Origin of the sequence: Steroidobacter sp. (assembly GCF_036402275.1) — a bacterium.
In the GTDB taxonomy this organism is placed as follows: domain Bacteria; phylum Pseudomonadota; class Gammaproteobacteria; order Steroidobacterales; family Steroidobacteraceae; genus Steroidobacter.
This window is the reverse complement of the sequence record NZ_DASWTF010000052.1, coordinates 166,564-183,287: the sequence shown is the minus strand read 5'-3', so window position 1 is coordinate 183,287 and position 16,724 is coordinate 166,564. Positions and strand designations below refer to the sequence as shown.

At 62.3% G+C, this 16,724-nt stretch carries 15 protein-coding genes and 1 pseudogene; 9 read left to right on the top strand and 7 right to left on the bottom strand.

All coding sequences use genetic code 11. The annotated features are described in order from the left end of the window. The first annotated feature begins 223 nt into the window (after positions 1–223). From VGD45_RS31280 to VGD45_RS31265, 4 genes and pseudogenes are all read left to right on the top strand, one after another. Positions 224–1,576, top strand: a complete 1,353-nt coding sequence (locus VGD45_RS31280; RefSeq protein ID WP_331159340.1) for a Do family serine endopeptidase — start codon at positions 224–226, stop codon at positions 1,574–1,576. A 218-nt stretch (positions 1,577–1,794) separates the two neighbouring features. Next, positions 1,795–2,329, top strand: a pseudogene (locus VGD45_RS31275) (ORF6N domain-containing protein). 83 nt (positions 2,330–2,412) lie between these two features. After that, positions 2,413–2,865, top strand: coding sequence for a Cu(I)-responsive transcriptional regulator (gene cueR / locus VGD45_RS31270; RefSeq protein ID WP_331159338.1), 453 nt, complete (start codon positions 2,413–2,415; stop codon positions 2,863–2,865). 11 nt (positions 2,866–2,876) lie between these two features. Beyond that, positions 2,877–5,114, top strand: coding sequence for a copper-transporting P-type ATPase (locus VGD45_RS31265; RefSeq protein ID WP_414717618.1), 2,238 nt, complete (start codon positions 2,877–2,879; stop codon positions 5,112–5,114). Here the strand turns inward: VGD45_RS31265 and VGD45_RS31260 are convergent. From VGD45_RS31260 to VGD45_RS31250, 3 genes are all read right to left on the bottom strand, one after another. Continuing rightward, positions 5,100–6,332 carry an acyltransferase gene (locus tag VGD45_RS31260; RefSeq protein WP_331159337.1) on the bottom strand — a complete coding sequence of 411 codons (1,233 nt, stop codon included), beginning with the start codon at positions 6,330–6,332 and terminating at the stop codon, positions 5,100–5,102. The genes VGD45_RS31265 and VGD45_RS31260 overlap by 15 nt on opposite strands. A 46-nt stretch (positions 6,333–6,378) precedes the next feature. Next, positions 6,379–7,131, bottom strand: coding sequence for an SGNH/GDSL hydrolase family protein (locus VGD45_RS31255; protein WP_331159336.1), 753 nt, complete (start codon positions 7,129–7,131; stop codon positions 6,379–6,381). 320 nt (positions 7,132–7,451) lie between these two features. Beyond that, the gene (locus tag VGD45_RS31250) at positions 7,452–8,537 is read right to left on the bottom strand and encodes an aminopeptidase (protein ID WP_331159335.1); all 1,086 of its coding nucleotides are present in this window, start codon (positions 8,535–8,537) and stop codon (positions 7,452–7,454) included. 85 nt (positions 8,538–8,622) lie between these two features. Here VGD45_RS31250 and VGD45_RS31245 point away from each other — a divergent pair, with 85 nt between their 5' ends. Continuing rightward, positions 8,623–9,879, top strand: a complete 1,257-nt coding sequence (locus VGD45_RS31245; protein ID WP_331159334.1) for a multifunctional CCA addition/repair protein — start codon at positions 8,623–8,625, stop codon at positions 9,877–9,879. On the opposite strand, the gene VGD45_RS31240 is transcribed toward VGD45_RS31245, so the two are convergent. Next, entirely contained in the window at positions 9,848–11,020 is a 1,173-nt protein-coding gene (locus VGD45_RS31240) for a class I SAM-dependent methyltransferase (protein ID WP_331159448.1), read from the bottom strand. The two genes, VGD45_RS31245 and VGD45_RS31240, sit on opposite strands and share 32 nt — an antisense overlap. Positions 11,021–11,100: 80 nt before the next feature. Between VGD45_RS31240 and VGD45_RS31235 the strand changes: the two genes are divergently transcribed. Continuing rightward, positions 11,101–11,853, top strand: a complete 753-nt coding sequence (locus VGD45_RS31235; RefSeq protein WP_331159333.1) for a pteridine reductase — start codon at positions 11,101–11,103, stop codon at positions 11,851–11,853. Here the strand turns inward: VGD45_RS31235 and folK are convergent. Genes folK through tsaD form a run of 3 tightly spaced genes read right to left on the bottom strand, consistent with a single transcriptional unit; the run spans position 11,804 to position 13,792 of the window. Then, the gene (folK, locus tag VGD45_RS31230) at positions 11,804–12,343 is read right to left on the bottom strand and encodes a 2-amino-4-hydroxy-6-hydroxymethyldihydropteridine diphosphokinase (protein WP_331159332.1); all 540 of its coding nucleotides are present in this window, start codon (positions 12,341–12,343) and stop codon (positions 11,804–11,806) included. The genes VGD45_RS31235 and folK overlap by 50 nt on opposite strands. Continuing rightward, entirely contained in the window at positions 12,340–12,732 is a 393-nt protein-coding gene (folB, locus tag VGD45_RS31225; protein WP_331159331.1) for a dihydroneopterin aldolase, read from the bottom strand. The genes folK and folB overlap by 4 nt, the downstream gene beginning before the upstream one ends. 37 nt (positions 12,733–12,769) lie before the next feature. Beyond that, positions 12,770–13,792 (bottom strand): tRNA (adenosine(37)-N6)-threonylcarbamoyltransferase complex transferase subunit TsaD, encoded by a 1,023-nt coding sequence (tsaD, locus tag VGD45_RS31220; protein WP_331159330.1) that lies wholly within the window; start codon positions 13,790–13,792, stop codon positions 12,770–12,772. A 295-nt stretch (positions 13,793–14,087) separates the two neighbouring features. Here tsaD and rpsU point away from each other — a divergent pair, with 295 nt between their 5' ends. The 3 genes from rpsU (at position 14,088) to dnaG (ending at position 16,656) form a co-directional block, all read left to right on the top strand. Next, entirely contained in the window at positions 14,088–14,315 is a 228-nt protein-coding gene (rpsU, locus tag VGD45_RS31215; RefSeq protein WP_129642111.1) for a 30S ribosomal protein S21, read from the top strand. Positions 14,316–14,390: 75 nt separating this feature from the next. Beyond that, positions 14,391–14,840, top strand: coding sequence for a GatB/YqeY domain-containing protein (locus tag VGD45_RS31210; protein ID WP_331159329.1), 450 nt, complete (start codon positions 14,391–14,393; stop codon positions 14,838–14,840). Between the two features lie 49 nt (positions 14,841–14,889). Further along, entirely contained in the window at positions 14,890–16,656 is a 1,767-nt protein-coding gene (gene dnaG, locus VGD45_RS31205; RefSeq protein WP_331159328.1) for a DNA primase, read from the top strand. The last annotated feature ends 68 nt before the right edge of the window (positions 16,657–16,724 follow it).

The following is a 16,724-nucleotide window of genomic DNA, read 5'->3' as shown; positions in this document are numbered from 1 at the left end:
CAAGTTATCCACATCCTGCCCACCGCCCTCTGCACAACCCTATCCACAGTGCACTGCATGCAACGCTTCGTGGCTGAGCGGCGTTCATCGGGGCGGATTACGGACTCGAAATGCCAATCCAGCGGGATTGCTCATAGAATCTGGCCTTGAATTCAAATCCATAACCATCGTCAATGACTTGCCAAGGGCGGCCTGGAGCCGCCTGCCACCGTAGGATCGCTTCATGAGACACGTTTACGGGCTGCTGGCCGCGACGGCTCTGCTCTACAACACGGGCGCCGCCGCTCAGCTGCCGGAAAAGGTTGGTGACACACCGGTGCCGTCACTGGCGCCCATCGTGAAAAAGGCGTCGCCCGCCGTGGTGAACATCGCCACGCGCGGCACGGTGCGAGAGCAGCGGCCCCGCAATCCCTTGCTGGAAGATCCGTTCTTCCGCCGCTTCTTCGATGCTCCTGAGATGGGGCCGCGTGAGCGACAATTCCAGAGCGCGGGCTCGGGCGTCATCGTCGACGCGAAGAACGGCTACATCATCACCAATGCGCACGTGATCGAGAATGCCGACGAGATCACCGTGACGTTGCTCGATGACCGCCAGGTCAAGGCCGAGATCGTCGGCCGCGACAAGGCTTCGGACGTGGCGGTGCTGAAAGTTGTCGCGAAAAATCTGGTGGAAATGCCGCTGGCCGATTCTGCGAAAGCCGAGGTGGGCGACTTCGTGCTGGCGATCGGCAATCCGTTCGCGCTCAATCACACCGTCACCTCGGGCATCATCAGCGCGCTCGGCCGCTCCGATAACAATCCTGAGTCATATCAGGACTTCATCCAGACCGACGCGCCCATCAATCCGGGCAACTCCGGCGGCGCGCTGGTGGATTTGAAAGGTCAGCTGGTTGGCGTCAACACCGCCATCTTCTCCGGCAGCGGCGGCAACATCGGCATCGGCTTCGCCATTCCTTCCAACATGGTGAAGGCCGTGATGTCGCAGCTCGTCCAGTACGGCGAGGTGAAGCGCGGCATGCTGGGCGTGCAGCTCTCCAACAATTTCACGCCCGGCATCGCTGAAAACCTCGGCCTGGAAAATGCGCGCGGCGCGTTGGTGTCGCAGGTCATCGAAGGCTCGCCTGCGGACAAGGCAGGCATCAAGGCTGGCGACGTCATCACCTCGATCAACGGTCGTAACGTGGCTAACGCCGGTGAGCTTCGTAACACCATCGGCCTGCTGCGCATCGGCGAGAAGGTCGAGCTGGGCTTGATCCGCGAGGGCAAGCCGCGTCGCGTGAGCGCTGTGATCGGCGAGCGCGATGGCGCTGACGGCGAAGGCGCTGCGCAGATCCACCCAGCCCTGGAAGGCGCCGCGCTGACGAACGCAGCGAACAACGCCGGCGTGCTGGTGGAAAACGTCGCCGACGGCAGCCCGGCTCAGCAGGCCGGCCTGCGCGCCAACGACGTCATCCTCGCCATCGGCCGCGTTCGCGTGACAACCGTCGACCAGCTGCGTCAAGCGGTGAACGGCGCAACGGCGTTCGCTCTGACCATCCGTCGCGGCAACTCGACGCTGGTGTTCACGATCCAATAGGGCTAGAGACCCCGCCCCTCTCCGAGCGGAGAGGAGCGGCTCCCGAGTAACTGCTGCTGAGCGGGATAACTTGAGGTCACAGATTGTGACCTCAAGTGCAAAGGTCTTTTCAGCCGCATTTCTAGTAAAAAAGCCCAGATATTCGAGCATCCTCCGCTCAGAATCGCTGCGACGCTTCTTCATGGCTTGCGAATCTGCCAACAGCCAAGGAGCGTCCAATGCGCAAGGCAAAACCGGCATCCCCGCGTTCGATCCAGCAAATCGCACCTTCGATCGTCATCGTGCGCGGCCAGAAAGTGCTACTCGACGCCGACCTTGCAACGCTTTACGGCGTGCAGACCAAGGCCCTTCTTCAGGCGGTGAAACGCAATCTCGAACGCTTTCCAAGACTTCATGCTTCAGCTCACCGCCGCGGAGTGGAGCAACTTGAGGTCACAGATTGTGACCTCAAGTGCTGGACACGGTGGCCGGCGCTACACCCCGTGCGCATTCACCGAACAGGGAATCGCCATGCTCTCCTCCGTGTTGAAGAGTCGCAGGGCAATCACCGTCAATATCGAAATCATGCGCACCTTCGTGCGCATGCGTCAGCTACTTGCGTCTAATAAACAGCTGGCCCAGAAGCTCGCCGAACTGGAGCGCAAGCTTGCAACGCATGACCACGCCATTGCTGACATCGTCGAAGCAATCCGGGCCTTGATCCAGCAACCCGAACCGAAGCGCCGAGGCATCGGGTTCACAGCGGAGTTCTGAGCCCAATCCGGAGCAAACGCAGTGCTTGACCTTGCCACCATGGCAAGGTTCATCATGCAGCCATGTTGGATCTGAGCATGGTCATGCCTGCCGTTAAAAGTCGTGCGGAATTCGCTGAGGCCAAGGAACGCGGCTTCTACAGTATCGGTAGAGCCGCCGAATTATCGGGACTCACGCCCAAGATGATTCGACACTATGAATCGCTGGAGCTGATCCCTAAAGCCACTCGCACTGCCGGCGATTATCGTGTCTACACGTCCGCGGACATTCACACGCTGCGCTTCATCCAGCGCGCCCGGAGCTTCGGCTTTTCGATGGATGAGATCGGGACTCTGCTCAGCCTGTGGCGCAATCAGCGCCGCGCCAGCGAGCAGGTGAAGCGGCTCGCCCAGAAACATATCGCCGATCTCGACAGCAAGATCGCCGAGCTGCAGTCCATGCGCGCCGCGTTGGCGGATCTCGCCGAACACTGTCACGGCGACGCCCGCCCCGATTGTCCCATTCTGGCCGACCTGGCCGGCTTGCCTCCGCAGTGAGGCGGATTCCCATGGCCCACCATCATCCCAAATCCTGCTGCTCGACTGGCAACAAACATTCGCATGCGCCAGCCGTGAGTGAGCCAGCGCCAGCAGCTCACACCTGCTGCTCCACAAAGCCCGCGCCCGTGCGCGACGAGCTGCCCGCGGGTACGATCTACACGTGTCCGATGCATCCCGAGATTCGACAGGTGGGTCCGGGCACCTGTCCGAAGTGCGGCATGGCGCTGGAGCCCGAGCTTCCCTCTGAGCATGTCGATGACAGCGAGTTGCGCGGCGTGCGCCGGAAATTCTGGATCTCGCTGGTGCTCACGTTGCCCGTGATCGTCATCGCGATGGCTCCACATCTACTCGACCTCGCGATGTCACACGCAACCATGCGCAACTTGCGCTGGTTCGAGTTGCTCCTCAGTGCGCCGGTTGTTCTCTGGGCAGCCGCGGACTATTACAAACGCGGCTGGATGGGCGTCGTGCATCGAGCTCCGAATATGTACACACTGATCGGCCTCGGCGTCTGCATCGCATTCGGCTACAGCTTGATCGCCACCTTCATTCCGAACGTGTTCCCTGCGGAACTGCGCGACGCGCACGGCATGGTCGGCGTGTACTACGAAGTGGCCAGCTCCATCGTCACTCTCGTGCTCCTGGGCGAATGGCTGGAGCTGCGTGCGCGAGGCCGGACCAGTGCCGCCATCCGCCAACTCCTCGGTCTCGCACCGAAGACCGCTCGTCGCATCGACGCGGACGGAACAGAACACGACGTCCCTCTCGGACACGTACATGCCGGCGATCGACTGCGGGTCCGACCGGGCGAGAAGATCCCAGTGGACGGTCGCGTAGCCGACGGCCATTCCAGCGTGGACGAATCCATGCTCACCGGCGAACCCATGCCAGTGGAAAAATCGGCGGGCGATCGCGTCACCGGCGCGACTGTGAATCAAACCGGCACGCTGATCGTCGTAGCAGAACGCGTCGGTGCAGAAAGCCTTCTCTCTCAAATCGTCGCACTCGTCGCACAAGCTCAGCGCTCTCGCGCGCCACTGCAGCGACTCGCGGATCAAGTCGCAGCGTGGTTCGTGCCGGCTGTCATCGTGATCGCCATCGCTACGTTCGCGGCCTGGTGGTTCATCGGCCCGGAGCCGAGACTCGCGTATGCATTGGTGAACGCGGTGGCAGTGCTGATTATCGCGTGTCCCTGCGCGCTGGGACTGGCAACGCCGATCTCCATCATGGTCGCGAGCGGACGCGGCGCTCAACAAGGCGTGTTGTTCCGAGACGCGCAGGCCATCGAAAATCTGCGCAACGTCGACACCCTCGTGTTGGACAAGACCGGCACGATCACAGTCGGCCGGCCCAGCCTGGAGCGGGTCATCGCGCTCAACGGCCACTCGGAATCGCAGATACTCAGCTGGGCCGCCGGCCTCGATCTCGCCAGCGAACATCCGCTGGCCCGCGCAATCGTTACGGGCGCGGAACAACGCGGCGTCCGCCCTGCCAAGGTCACTGGCTTCAAGTCGGTCACGGGACAAGGCGTGCGTGGTAGCGCCAATGGCCATGATCTGGCACTAGGAAACAAAGCGCTCATGACCGCCGTGGGTGCATCGATCGATAAGCTCGGCGATCAGGTCGCTGCACTTCGCCAGGAGGGCCGTACCGTCGTATTTCTGAGCGTCGACGGCCAACTCGCCGGCGCCATCGCCGTCGGCGATTCGATCAAGGACACCACCTCGCAAGCTTTGCAGGCGCTGAAGCAAGATGGCTTGAAGCTGGTCATGCTCACCGGCGACAACGAAGCCACCGCTCGCGCCGTCGCCCGACACTTATCCATCGACGAGGTGATCGCCGAGGTTCAACCGGCGGACAAAGCGAACGTAATCGCAAGACTTCAATCGCAGGGCCGACGCGTGGCCATGGCGGGCGACGGCATCAACGACGCGCCCGCTCTCGCAAAAGCCGACGTCGGCATCGCCATGGGCACGGGCACCGACATTGCGATGGAAAGCGCTCAAGTTACTCTCGTGAAAGGCGATCTGACCGGCATCGTCCGCGCCCGCCACCTGAGTCGCGCGACCGTTGGAAACATTCGCCAGAACCTGTTCTTCGCATTCGGCTACAACGCGCTCGGCATCCCCATCGCCGCCGGCGTGCTCTACCCGTTCACAGGTTGGCTGCTGAGTCCGATGTTGGCGGCGCTGGCGATGAGCCTGTCGTCGGTCTCCGTCATCAGCAACGCGTTACGTTTGCGCTAGACGCGGCTCCCGGTCACGGGGGTTGTCCGACGACGCCGCTTGCGGCTGAGCCGTCGTGGCAACCTCCGGGCGCAGCAGAACACGAGCGAATATCGGCCGCAGATAAGTGCCAACGGCCCGATGGTGCTTCTCGAAGGAGTGATACACCAGCAGCGCCACCAGGTGCGCCAGCACGACGCCAAACGCGATGGCGAATGCCTTAGGCCAGCCGTGAGTGTTCTCGAACACGAGGACGAGCACGGTGTTGTGCACGAGATAGAGGCTATAACTGTACGATGCGCCGAACTTCGCGAGCGCTGCCGGAATCTTCCACGCCGTCGCCGCCTGATTCAGCCGCAGGAAGATGCCGAAAAAGATGACGGTCATCAGAAACGCCGTCTGCAAGTCGTAAGGATCGAACCCGAGCTTCACGATGCGCGCGCCGAGAGCCGCCGCTCCGCACGTCACGATCAAAGTAGCGAGCAACTTGGAACGTGAGGCGGGGCTATCGACGCCCAGGTACACGACCAGAAAGCCGGCCATGCCACCCACGAGCCAGATCAGCGACAGCGACTTGCCAGCGCCGTCCGCTGCATTCCAGATCACCACCGGCACGCTGATCGCCGCCAGCAACACGACCCAGCCCATGCGAATGCGCTCACGACGGATCGCGCAGAAGAACAACAAGCTCGCGGCGATGTAAATCCAGAACTCGATCGCCACCGTCCAGAACGGCTCGGCGGTGTTGTACGGGCGAATGCGCCACCACACGTCGATATGCGCGAGGTCCAGCAACTGGAAAATCGGATAGTCGAACAAAAGAAGCAAATTACCCGCCAGCGCAATGAACCCCGTGCTCAGCCCGTCGAGGCTCCAGCGGGTGTGAATCACCGTCGCGTTCAACAGCGCGATGATCAGCAGCACTGGCACGAACGGCGTCATGATGCGAGCCACGCGATCCGCCAGAAAGGCCGGCATGTGCTCGCCCGGTTTTTTCGCCCGATACAGCAACGACCGTGTAATCAGAAAGCCGGACAGCACGAACAGAATGATGACCGCGACGCCCCGGCCTTCGTAACTCAACTTGTTGTCGAAGTACACGACGAAGATATGCGACAGCAGCACCAGATTGGCGGCCGTGAATCGCAACGTATCGAGAAAGGCCGTAGCGGATGCCGTAGTGCCTCGAGAGTCCCGCTTCTTTGCGAGCTCCGTCTGAACTGGCGGAGAGCTATCCATTGATGGTCACCCTCGTCGATACCCTGGACGATGATTCAACGCCACCTCATCCCGATCTGCCTGGCAGCGACTCGATCTTCGCCTTGAGCGCGCGACCTAAAACTTCGTAGCCCTCGGGGCCGATATGCAAACGATCCGCCGCCAACAACTGCAGCTGCGGCTGGCCGTCGGCGGTTGCAAACAATGGAAACAGATCGAGCAACTCGACGTTGTCGTACTTCTGCGCCAGCTCGCGAATGCTGGCGTTGAGCCTGGTGAGCTCGGACTGCTTGATTGGCGCCTTGTCGCTATTGCGCGGCGGTAACGTGCACAGGATGACCGGCAACGACTGCTCTTTCGCGCGGATCGCCTGGAGCATACGGTCGATATTTCTTGCGGTCTGGTCCGTATTCTGCAACGCGCTCAGATCGTTGCCGCCGATCAGCACGACAATGCCGCGCGGATTCAGATCGAGCACGTCCTCCCGGAAACGAAACAGGAGCCCGCGACTCACGTCGCCACCGATCGCCCGATTCGCCGTCGGCGTGGGAGCCAGATCGCGCTCCGACGTCTTCCAATTCCCCAGCAGCGAGTCGCCCGCCAGCACCCACGCGCCTTGCTTGCGCTCACGCTGCTTCCAGAAACTCTCGCGGTTCTGCTGCATCCAGCCGAACACGCGGACCACGCCTTCACCGGGCCAATCCTTTGCTGCTTGTGGACAAGGCGTCGGTCCCGACTGGGAGATATTCGCTTCCGCACCCGCAACGCTCAGACAACCGACACAGATCGAGGCAGCAAGCACCCGCAGCCACAGCTGCATGCGATGTTTGCTCTGCGATCTCGAACTTTGCGCCACACTCATGAGCGGCGCACGATACTTGCGATTCGCCTTCCGCAAAATATGCAGAAATTGCACGATCGCCCGCGATGGGAGTTTTTCTGACGATGCGGCGCAACTAAGCGACGCCGCTTGGCGACAGTTCGAGAGAACGGACTATGAAAGTTGGGCTCAAACGGTGCGACGCGAAGGGACCTCGCACCTGATTGTTACAAAAATTGATTGCCGCGGGCGCGACCCTCAATCTCCTAATCGAGCACGACTCGCCGGGATGTCAAATGCCGCGACCGTTCCTTCCAGACTCACTGCGCCACCACAGCCGAGCCAGCGGCGGTGACGGGGGGTGATTCCTCAGAGCAAACAGCCGCCGCCCGCGCCTCTCTTGTTTCCTTAGCCAACTCACGAGCTTTTTCATAGAACGCTGGCAGATTCCCATCCACCAACTGCAGTATCTCTCGCAACCGAGGCACGCATCCGTAATACGTCGCCGCCGACACAAGGTGCGCGTTGTTCAAAGTCCGTCCGAACCACGCGTCATAGCCGCGATAACCCTTCCACTGGTCCTTGAGCTGCGAGTATTGCAGTTTGAGCACGCCAAACTCGTACTGCTTGCGATCCCGCTTCTCTTCATCGGGAGCGTCGGAGCGGTACAGGGCCTCGAGGCGTTCGCGAGTTTGCAGTAGCAGGCCGACGAACTGAGCGTTGCGCTGGCGCTGTTCATTCCAGGCGTCGATTTCTTGTAAACGGCCGCGAGAGGCGAGCCAACGTTGCAGGCCGGCTTCTTCGACCACGGTGGCGAAGGCTTCGTTGAACTCGGAGTCGCCGGGTATGTAGACGACTTGATGTGCGAGCTCGTGGAACAGGGTCGATGCGAGTTGCACGTCGCTCCAGCCGAGCATGGTGTTCAGCACCGGGTCCTTGAAGTGCCCGAGCGTTGAATAAGCGGACACGCCACCGACGGCGGTGTCCATGCCTTTCAGGCGCAGGCGGCGCGCGTAGCCTTGGGCATTGTCTTCGTCGAAGTAGCCGCGATAAACGACGCAACCAGCGATGGGAAAGCACCAGCGGCGCGGCTGGACGGAGAACTCATCGGTGGCGAAGACATTCCACACCACGAAAGGCCGACCGACATCGGCATAGCTGCGATAGCTGTCGTTATCCGGCAGGCCAAGCTCTTGAGAAGCGAACGTCCGCGCGGCGGATACGTACTCGAGTCGATCGCGCAGTTTCTCCGGCGTGCGGTCGTCAGCGAGCACTTCGGCGATGGGCTGGCGTTTGGAGGTGAGCTCCCATTGGCCGCCGGCGGCTTGCATCAAGTAGCAGCCGCTGGCCGACAGCGAAGCAGTCAGGATCAGCAGCAGGCGAGCGAGGCGGCAAATGAAGCTCAAGGTGTCATCCGTTCGGGGCATCGCGGGTCGGGAGCTCAACCTTTAGGCATTTTGTCCCAGCTCGCGAACTGAGACAAAATGCAGTATGAACATTTATCTGGTCGGCGGCGCGGTACGCGATGAGTTGCTCGGCCTGGCCGTGCGTGAGCGCGACTGGGTCGTGGTGGGCGCGCGCCCGGAAGAATTACTGGCGGAAGGATTCAAGGCGGTCGGCAAGGACTTTCCGGTGTTCCTGCATCCGGAGACCGGCGAGGAGTACGCACTGGCTCGAACCGAGCGCAAGACGGGTCCGGGCTACCGCGGCTTCGATACGATGTTTTCGCCGGACGTGACGCTGGAGCAGGACCTGGAGCGGCGCGACCTGACGATCAACGCCATCGCGCGCGATGAAGCCACGGGCCAGCTCGTCGATCCGTTTCATGGCCAGCGGGATCTGCAAGAACGCTGGCTCCGTCATGTATCGCCCGCGTTCATCGAGGACCCAGTGCGCGTGCTCCGCTTGGCGCGGTTCGCAGCGCGGTTCGCGCCGTTGGGTTTCCGGGTTGCGCCCGAAACGATGGAGTTGGTACGAGAGATCGCGGCGCGCGGCGAGCTCGATGCGCTCGTGCCTGAGCGCGTGTGGCAGGAGACTCAGCGCGCACTTGAAATGCCGGCGCCGAGGCAGTTCTTCGAAGTGCTGCGTGAAGGAAATGCGTTGCCCGTAATCTTCCCGGAAGTGCATGCGTTGTTCGGCGTGCCACAGCCGGAGCAGTGGCATCCGGAGATCGACACCGGTCTGCACACCATGATGGTGCTCGATCAGGCCACGCAGCTCAGCAACGATCCAATCGTAAGGTTCGCCGCGCTCACGCACGATCTAGGCAAGGCGGCGACGCCCACTCATGAGTTACCTCGACACGTCAGGCATGAGGAGCGAGGCGTCGGCATCGTCGAGGAAATGTGCGATCGGCTGCGAATTCCCAACGCATACCGCGAGCTCGGCGTGCTGGTGTCGAAATATCACTTGCACATGCATAAGGTCACCGAGCTGCGACCCAACACAGTCCTGGAATTGCTCGAAAACCTGGATGCGTTCCGCCGTCCCGCGCGCTTCGAACAATTCCTGCTCGCTTGCGAGGCGGACGCCCGCGGCCGCAAGGGATTGGAACAGCGCGATTACCCGCAACCGCAGTATCTAAGCGGAGCGCGCAAGATTGCGGCGAGCGTAATGCTGAGCGAGGAAGAGCGGGCCGGCCTGCAAGGCTTCGAGATTGCCAAGCGCCTGCACGACAAGCGCGTGCGCGCGCTGAAGCAGTACAAGGAAAAGACGATTAAAGAGACGCCGCTAGATCCCGCACACTGAACCCACGCAGCGGCAGCTCCACTCCCTTCGACAAGCCGATCACTTTGAAGCGCTCGCCCATCTCACCGGGCAGCGTCAACAACATCGCTTGCCGCGCCATCTGTAGTCGCGACGCGAGATCGTCGTCGTCCTTCGGCGCGAGGAATTCTTCGATGCCGCAGCCGATCAGGAAATGCGCTTGCGTCGTGTAACCCGCGACATTCATCCCGCTCGCGACGGCTGCTTCCGCAACAGCAGTGAAATCGACCCACGCACCAATATCCTGCACACCGACATTGATGAGTGGATCGTCATGAAAGCGATGGCGGAAGTGACAAAGCATCGTTCCTTGGCTGCGGCTCGCAGCGTAGTACTGACGACGCGGCAACCCATAATCGATAAAGAACGCCGCACCTTCCCGCATCGACGCTGCGATCCCTGCGATCCACGGCTGTAACCGCAGATTGATTTCCGAGGTATAGCCATCGGCGAACGGCTCGCCCAGATTGAACTCGATCTCGCGCACCACGGATTCCAGCGCAGCGTCGGCGTGCACTTCGGACCAGTCGAGCCGGCCGAACTGCGAAGTCACTCCCAACTGATTGACCTGCAAGCCACGAACACGAAACCGCTGAATTGGTAACGCATCGAGCACTTCGTTAGCGATCAACACGCCGCGAAACTCTTCCGGCAACCGATCAAGCCACTCGATACGCTCCATCAAGTGCGGAACGCGCTGCTGTAACAACGCGCGCTGCCGCTCGCGCAGATCGGCGCTGACTTCGAGAATGAGATAACGAGCCGGCGCCTTCTGCTGACGGTCCAGTTCGCTCAGCACGTCGGCGGCCATGACTCCGGAGCCGGCGCCCAATTCCAGGACGTGGCCGCCCGTAATCGCATCCAGCACTTGAACGCACTGATTCGCCAGGCAGCGGCTGAACAAAGGAGAAATTTCCGGCGCGGTGACGAAGTCGCCTTCGCTGCCCAGCTTGGTCGCGCCCGCGCTGTAATAGCCGAGGCCGGGTTCGTACAGCGCCATTTCCATGAAGCGCTCGAAGCTGATCCAGCCGCCAGCGGCTTCGATGGCCTCGCCGATACGCTGGACCAGCCGCTCGCTGTGCGCCGATTCGTCCGGCGACAGCGCCGGTAGTGGCAACGGCACGCTCAAGCGGCGCCCCTCTGAGGGTGGCGCTGACAGTCAGCCGGGCTTGCAGCCATCATCCGTTCGTTCACCATACCTGCATGGACACTTCCAACGCACTCGCCGGACGGTCGGTCCTGATCACCGGCGCGGCACGCCGCATCGGCGCAGCGCTGGCGCGCGGCTTTCACGCCGAGGGCGCCAACGTCTGCATTCATTTTCACCGTTCGGGCAGCGAAGCGGAACAGTTGCGTGACGAGTTGAGCGCTGCCCGCGCCTGCTCGGCCATCGCGGTCGGCGCCGACCTGCTCGATGTCGCCGCTCTGCCGGCGCTGGTGGACGCCACCGTGAGCGCATTCGGCCGACTCGACGTGCTGATCAACAATGCATCGACCTTTTATCCCACTCCTCTTGGCGCTGTCACTGCCAGGCAGTGGGACGATTTGATGGGCACGAATCTGCGCGCGCCGCTGTTTCTGTCGCAGGCAGCAGCGCCGGCGCTGAAAGAAGCGCGCGGCCTCATCTTGAACATGATCGATATCCACGCGCAGCGCCCGTTGCCTCAGCATCCCGTCTATTCCAGCGCCAAGGCCGGACTCGTGATGCTGACCCGTTCCCTGGCCCGCGAGCTCGGGCCCGAAGTACGCGTCAATGGCATCGCGCCCGGACCCATTCTGTGGCCCGAAGGCGGCTTGGATGAAGGCGTGAAGCAGGAAATCATCGATAAAACTTTGCTCAAACGCAGCGGCTCGCCCCCGGACATCGTGCGCACCGCGCTGTTCTTCGCGAAGGACGCGCCGTTCGTCACCGGCCAGATACTGGCGGTCGACGGGGGTCGGAGCGTGGGCTGGTAGGCTCGCCGTCGAGCAGCACTTCGACCATCGAATGTTCGCCGGCGTTGAAGCTTTCCCATAGCTGGCGCATGGTCTTGCCGAGCGTGGGATGAATCACGTCGGGCGCGATGTCGGCCATCGGCTTGAGCATGTAGGGCCGCTTCACCAGATCGGGCCGCGGGATCACGAGCCCCGGTTCGTTGCTCACCAGGTCGCCGTACAACAGGATGTCCAGATCCATGGTTCGCGGCGCCCACTTCGCCGCGTTCGGCGGACGATCGCAAGCCGCTTCGATTTTCTGCAGCTGCTGGCGAACTTCGGCCACCGTTTCTTCGGTGTGGAAGCCGACGACTAAATTGATGAAGTCATCGCCGCTGAAGCCGACGGCTTGATTGCGATACGCAGGCGACAAAGTCAGCGGCCCATAAGCCGCGGCGAGCGCACGCAACGCGACTGACAAATATTTCTCCGGCTCCACATTGCTGCCGGCAGCGACATAGACAACCGTCATGGCTGTGATTGCAGCGTCGGCGACACGCCGACGTAGTCCTCCGAGCGCCGCTCGATCTCGATTCCCACATCGCGCGCGCCACGAATGGCGCCGCGCTTGTTGAGCCGCACCTTCACCCACGACACGCCGAACTCCGTGACGATCACCTTCGCAATGGCTTCGGTGAGGGTCTCGACCAGCTGAAATTGCGACTCGCCGACGAACGCCAGCAGACGCTTGGCGACGCGTTTGTAATCGATGGTGTCATCGATGTGATCCGTCGCGGCGGCCCGGCGGATGTCGGCGGCCATCTCCACGTCGATGATGACGGTCTGTTTGACCCGCCGTTCCCAGTCCCAAATGCCCACGATGCATTCGACGCTCAGCTGGGAGAGAAAGATCTTGTCCATGGAAGGCAGTGAGTACTGACTAATGAATAATGACCGGTCAGACGGGCGCGGGTGCGTTGAGAGTATTCAGCGGCCAACGCGCCGTCGCCCGGATCTTCAAATCGTCCCGCTCACCCGCTGCGAGCCGGCGATAGCCAGCGTACGCGATCATCGCCGCGTTGTCGGTGCAAAACTCCGGGCGCGGATATAACACTCGCAGCCCGCGCCGCTCGCCGAGCGTCTGCAACTCAGCTCGCAAACGACGGTTCGCGCCGACGCCACCCGCGACCACCAAAGTCTTCAGGCCGGTCTGCTTCGCGGCGCGAGCGCACTTCGCGACCAGGGTTTCGACCACGGCTTCTTGAAATTCATACGCCACGTCGGCGCGCGCCTGTTCATCCAGCTGGCGATTACGAATCGCGACCACTACTGCTGTCTTCAGACCGCTGAAACTGAAATCCAACCCCGGGCGGTCGAGCATAGGCCGGGGAAACTCGAAGCCGCCGGGCTTGCCCGTGTCCGCCAGCTTGGCCAGCGCCGGCCCGCCCGGGTAAGGCAGTCCCAGCAATTTCGCGGTTTTGTCGAACGCCTCGCCTGCGGCGTCGTCCAGGGACGAGCCGATGATCTGGTAATCCCCCAGTCCGCGCACTTCGGCCAGCAAGGTATGACCGCCGGAGACCAACAGCGCCAGGAAAGGAAAGTCCGGCGCCGCCGTGTCGAGCATGGGCGCGAGTAAATGCCCTTCCAGATGATGAACGCCGACCGCGGGCTTGTCCCACGCGTAGGCCAGGCTTCGGGCGACGGAAGCTCCGACCAGCAGCGCTCCCACCAGCCCCGGACCGGCGGTGTAGGCCACGCCGTCCAGCTCAGCCGGCTCGACTTTCGCCTCTGCGAGCGCCTGCTGGACCAGCGGCAGTAGCTTTTTCACGTGATCCCGCGAGGCCAGCTCAGGGACCACACCGCCATACACCGCGTGCAACTGGATCTGGCTGTACAGGGCATGGGACAGCAGCCCGCGCTCACCGTCGTAAACGGCGGCAGCGGTTTCGTCGCAGGAGGTTTCTATACCGAGTACTTTCAAGATGAACCTATATCTTGGGGCCGCGAAGCTTAACCCCAGCGGGGGCGCACGACCGGCCCCGAGGCGGGTTTTTACCGTCAGACCTGTCGAACCGGGCCGCAAAAACGGACTTAGTCGAGGCTTCCCTCGGGGAAATCCCCGGGGATTTTGCTTTTCCCCGCGCGGCCTATTAGACTGCCGCGCTCTCAACCGTCCCCGTACCGTTTCGCCTCGACCCCGACGCCAGCTCATCGGCGCTCGCCGTCGGCCCGAATCGATCGCCCGGGGGTGGCCGATTCAACATTCCGAGGTAGTAATGCCGAGCGTTCGCGTCCGAGAAAACGAGTACTTCGATGCCGCCTTGCGGCGCTTCAAGCGCGCCTGCGAAAAGGCCGGGGTCCTGACGGAACTGCGCCGCCGGGAATTCTACGAGAAGCCCACTCAGGAACGTAAACGCAAGAAGGCCGCCGCCGTGAAGCGCCACATGAAGCGCGTCACCCGCGACGGCAGCAGCCGCGGCCCAGCCCGCGCCCGCGCTTACTGATAGATGTCTCTAGGGACGGGGCTCAAAGCCCCGTCCCTGTCGATTCCCCTCCCCGCCGAGTTCTCCGAAGCCGCCATGTCCTCACTCAAAGACCGCATCACCGAAGACATGAAGACGGCGATGAAGGCCAAGGACAGCGAGCGCCTCGGCACCATCCGCATGATCACTTCCGCCATCAAGCAGCGCGAAGTGGACGAGCGCATTCAGCTCGACGACGCCCAGGTGCTGGCCGTGGTCGAGAAGATGATCAAGACCCGCAAGGAATCCATCGCCCAGTTCCAGAGCGGCGGTCGCGAGGACCTGGTCGCCAAGGAACAGAAGGAAATCGAACTGCTGCAGACCTATATGCCGCAGCAGCTCAGCGACGCCGAAGTCGACGCCCTGATCGCCGCAGCCATTGCCGAATCCGGCGCCACCTCCATCAAGGAGATGGGCAAGGCCATGGCGCTGCTCAAGCAGAAGGCGCAGGGCCGTACCGACATGGCCAGCGCCAGCGCCAAGCTGAAAGCCAAGCTCGGCGGCTGACGCGTCCGGGCTCTATGCCGGCGGGGTCGCCGCGCATACTCTTGTATTCGTGTCCGGCCTCATCCCCAAACATTTCATCGAAGAGCTGATCGCGCGGGTCGACCTGGTCGAGCTGATCGGCAGCCGCGTGCCGCTGAAAAAGGCCGGCAAGGAATATAAGGGCTGTTGCCCGTTCCACGGTGAGAAGACGCCGTCGTTCACGGTCGTTCCGGACAAGAACTTCTATCACTGCTTCGGTTGCGGCGAGCACGGCAACGCGCTCGGGTTCCTGATGAAGCACGACAATCTCGGCTTCATCGACGCGGTCGAGGAGCTCGCGGATCGGGTCGGCGTGGAAGTGCCGCGCGAGCAAACTCCGGGCCAACGACCGCCCCCGTCGGACGCGCTGTTCGCCACGCTCGATAAGGCGGCGCGCTTATACCGCGATGAATTGATGAACACGGCCCGTGGTAAGGATTACTTCAAGGCGCGTGGTCTGACCGGCGAGACGGCCGTGACTTTCGGCCTCGGTTACGCGCCCGACGCGTGGGATTTCATCCTGAAACACCTGGGCAGCAGCGACGCCGATCGCGCACGTTTATTGCAGGTGGGTTTGATTATCGAGCGCGACAACCGGTCCGGTCATTACGACCGTTTTCGCGATCGCGTCATGTTCCCGATTCGCGATGCGAGGGGGCGAACCATCGGTTTCGGCGGTCGAATTCTCGATAAGGGCGAGCCGAAGTACATGAACTCGCCGGAAACGGAACTGTTTCACAAAGGCCGCGAGCTTTATGGCTTATATGAGGCCCGGCAGGCGACCCGAACCCTGTCGCGGCTGTTGATCGTTGAAGGTTACATGGACGTGGTCCGGCTGCATCAGGCCGGCATCACTTATGCAGTGGCCACGCTGGGCACGGCCACCACGCCGGAGCATTTGGCACGCGTGTTTCGCATCTGTAACGAAGTGACGTTTTGTTTCGACGGCGACCGGGCCGGCCGCGCGGCCGCCTGGAAGGCGCTGGAGAATTCCCTGAGCCAGGTGCGCGAAGGGCGGCAGATCCGGTTCTTGTTTCTGCCGGAAGGGCACGACCCGGATTCGCTGGTCGGCGCCGAAGGGCGCGAAGCGTTCGAGGCGCGGATCAAACAAGCCATGCCGCTATCTGAATATTTCATCCAGCAGCTCAGCTCGCAGGTCGACACGCGCAGTATCGACGGCCGCGCCCGGCTGGGCGAAATGGCACGGCCGTTGCTCGAGCGCATTCCGGCTGGGATCTTTCGCGAGCTGCTGACAGATGAAGTAGCGAAGGTTGTCGGGTTATCGCGCGACCGTGTTTCCCTGGTCCGCGGCGAGGCCGCCACGGAACCGGCGCAGGCTGAACGCTTCCACACCGTTCGCCCGCGACCCGCCCAGGTCGCGGCGGGCCGCCGGAATCTGGTGCGCCAGGCGATTCATCGGTTGGTCCACTACCCGGAAATTGCCGACAAAGTCGTGCTGAATCCCGCTTTGGCCACGCTGGAAAGGCCCGGCGTGGGCTTGCTCATCGAGTTAATCGAGGAACTCGGCCGCCGTCCGTGCGCTAACACAGGAGCACTGCTTGAACGGTGGCGGGACCGCCCCGATGTTGAGCACCTGGCGAAATTGGCCTCACAGGAATGCCTGGTCGATGCCGCCGGCGCCGCCAAGGAACTGGCGGGTGCGGTTCAGCAGCTGGGCGAGGAAGCGGCCCGGCTCCGCACCGACCTTTTGTTAAAGAAGGCTGGGCTGACAGAGGCGGAAAAGGCCGAGTTGCAGGCGCTGCTGGGCCGGAAAGTTCCGGTCGATCACGGAGTGTGACGCGAACCTAGCGCCCGGAATGCGATCAAAGTACACTGCGCGGTCTTTTTAAGCCCGCCCACCCCGAC

Coding starts and splice junctions, on each gene's coding strand:
- VGD45_RS31280 (WP_331159340.1), top strand. CDS start 224: ATGAGACACGTTTACGGGCTGCTGGCCGCGACGGCTCTGCTCTACAAC.
- cueR (WP_331159338.1), top strand. CDS start 2,413: ATGCCTGCCGTTAAAAGTCGTGCGGAATTCGCTGAGGCCAAGGAACGC.
- VGD45_RS31265 (WP_414717618.1), top strand. CDS start 2,877: ATGGCCCACCATCATCCCAAATCCTGCTGCTCGACTGGCAACAAACAT.
- VGD45_RS31260 (WP_331159337.1), bottom strand. CDS start 6,332: ATGGATAGCTCTCCGCCAGTTCAGACGGAGCTCGCAAAGAAGCGGGAC.
- VGD45_RS31255 (WP_331159336.1), bottom strand. CDS start 7,131: ATGCAGCTGTGGCTGCGGGTGCTTGCTGCCTCGATCTGTGTCGGTTGT.
- VGD45_RS31245 (WP_331159334.1), top strand. CDS start 8,623: ATGAACATTTATCTGGTCGGCGGCGCGGTACGCGATGAGTTGCTCGGC.
- VGD45_RS31235 (WP_331159333.1), top strand. CDS start 11,101: ATGGACACTTCCAACGCACTCGCCGGACGGTCGGTCCTGATCACCGGC.
- folK (WP_331159332.1), bottom strand. CDS start 12,343: ATGACGGTTGTCTATGTCGCTGCCGGCAGCAATGTGGAGCCGGAGAAA.
- folB (WP_331159331.1), bottom strand. CDS start 12,732: ATGGACAAGATCTTTCTCTCCCAGCTGAGCGTCGAATGCATCGTGGGC.
- rpsU (WP_129642111.1), top strand. CDS start 14,088: ATGCCGAGCGTTCGCGTCCGAGAAAACGAGTACTTCGATGCCGCCTTG.
- VGD45_RS31210 (WP_331159329.1), top strand. CDS start 14,391: ATGTCCTCACTCAAAGACCGCATCACCGAAGACATGAAGACGGCGATG.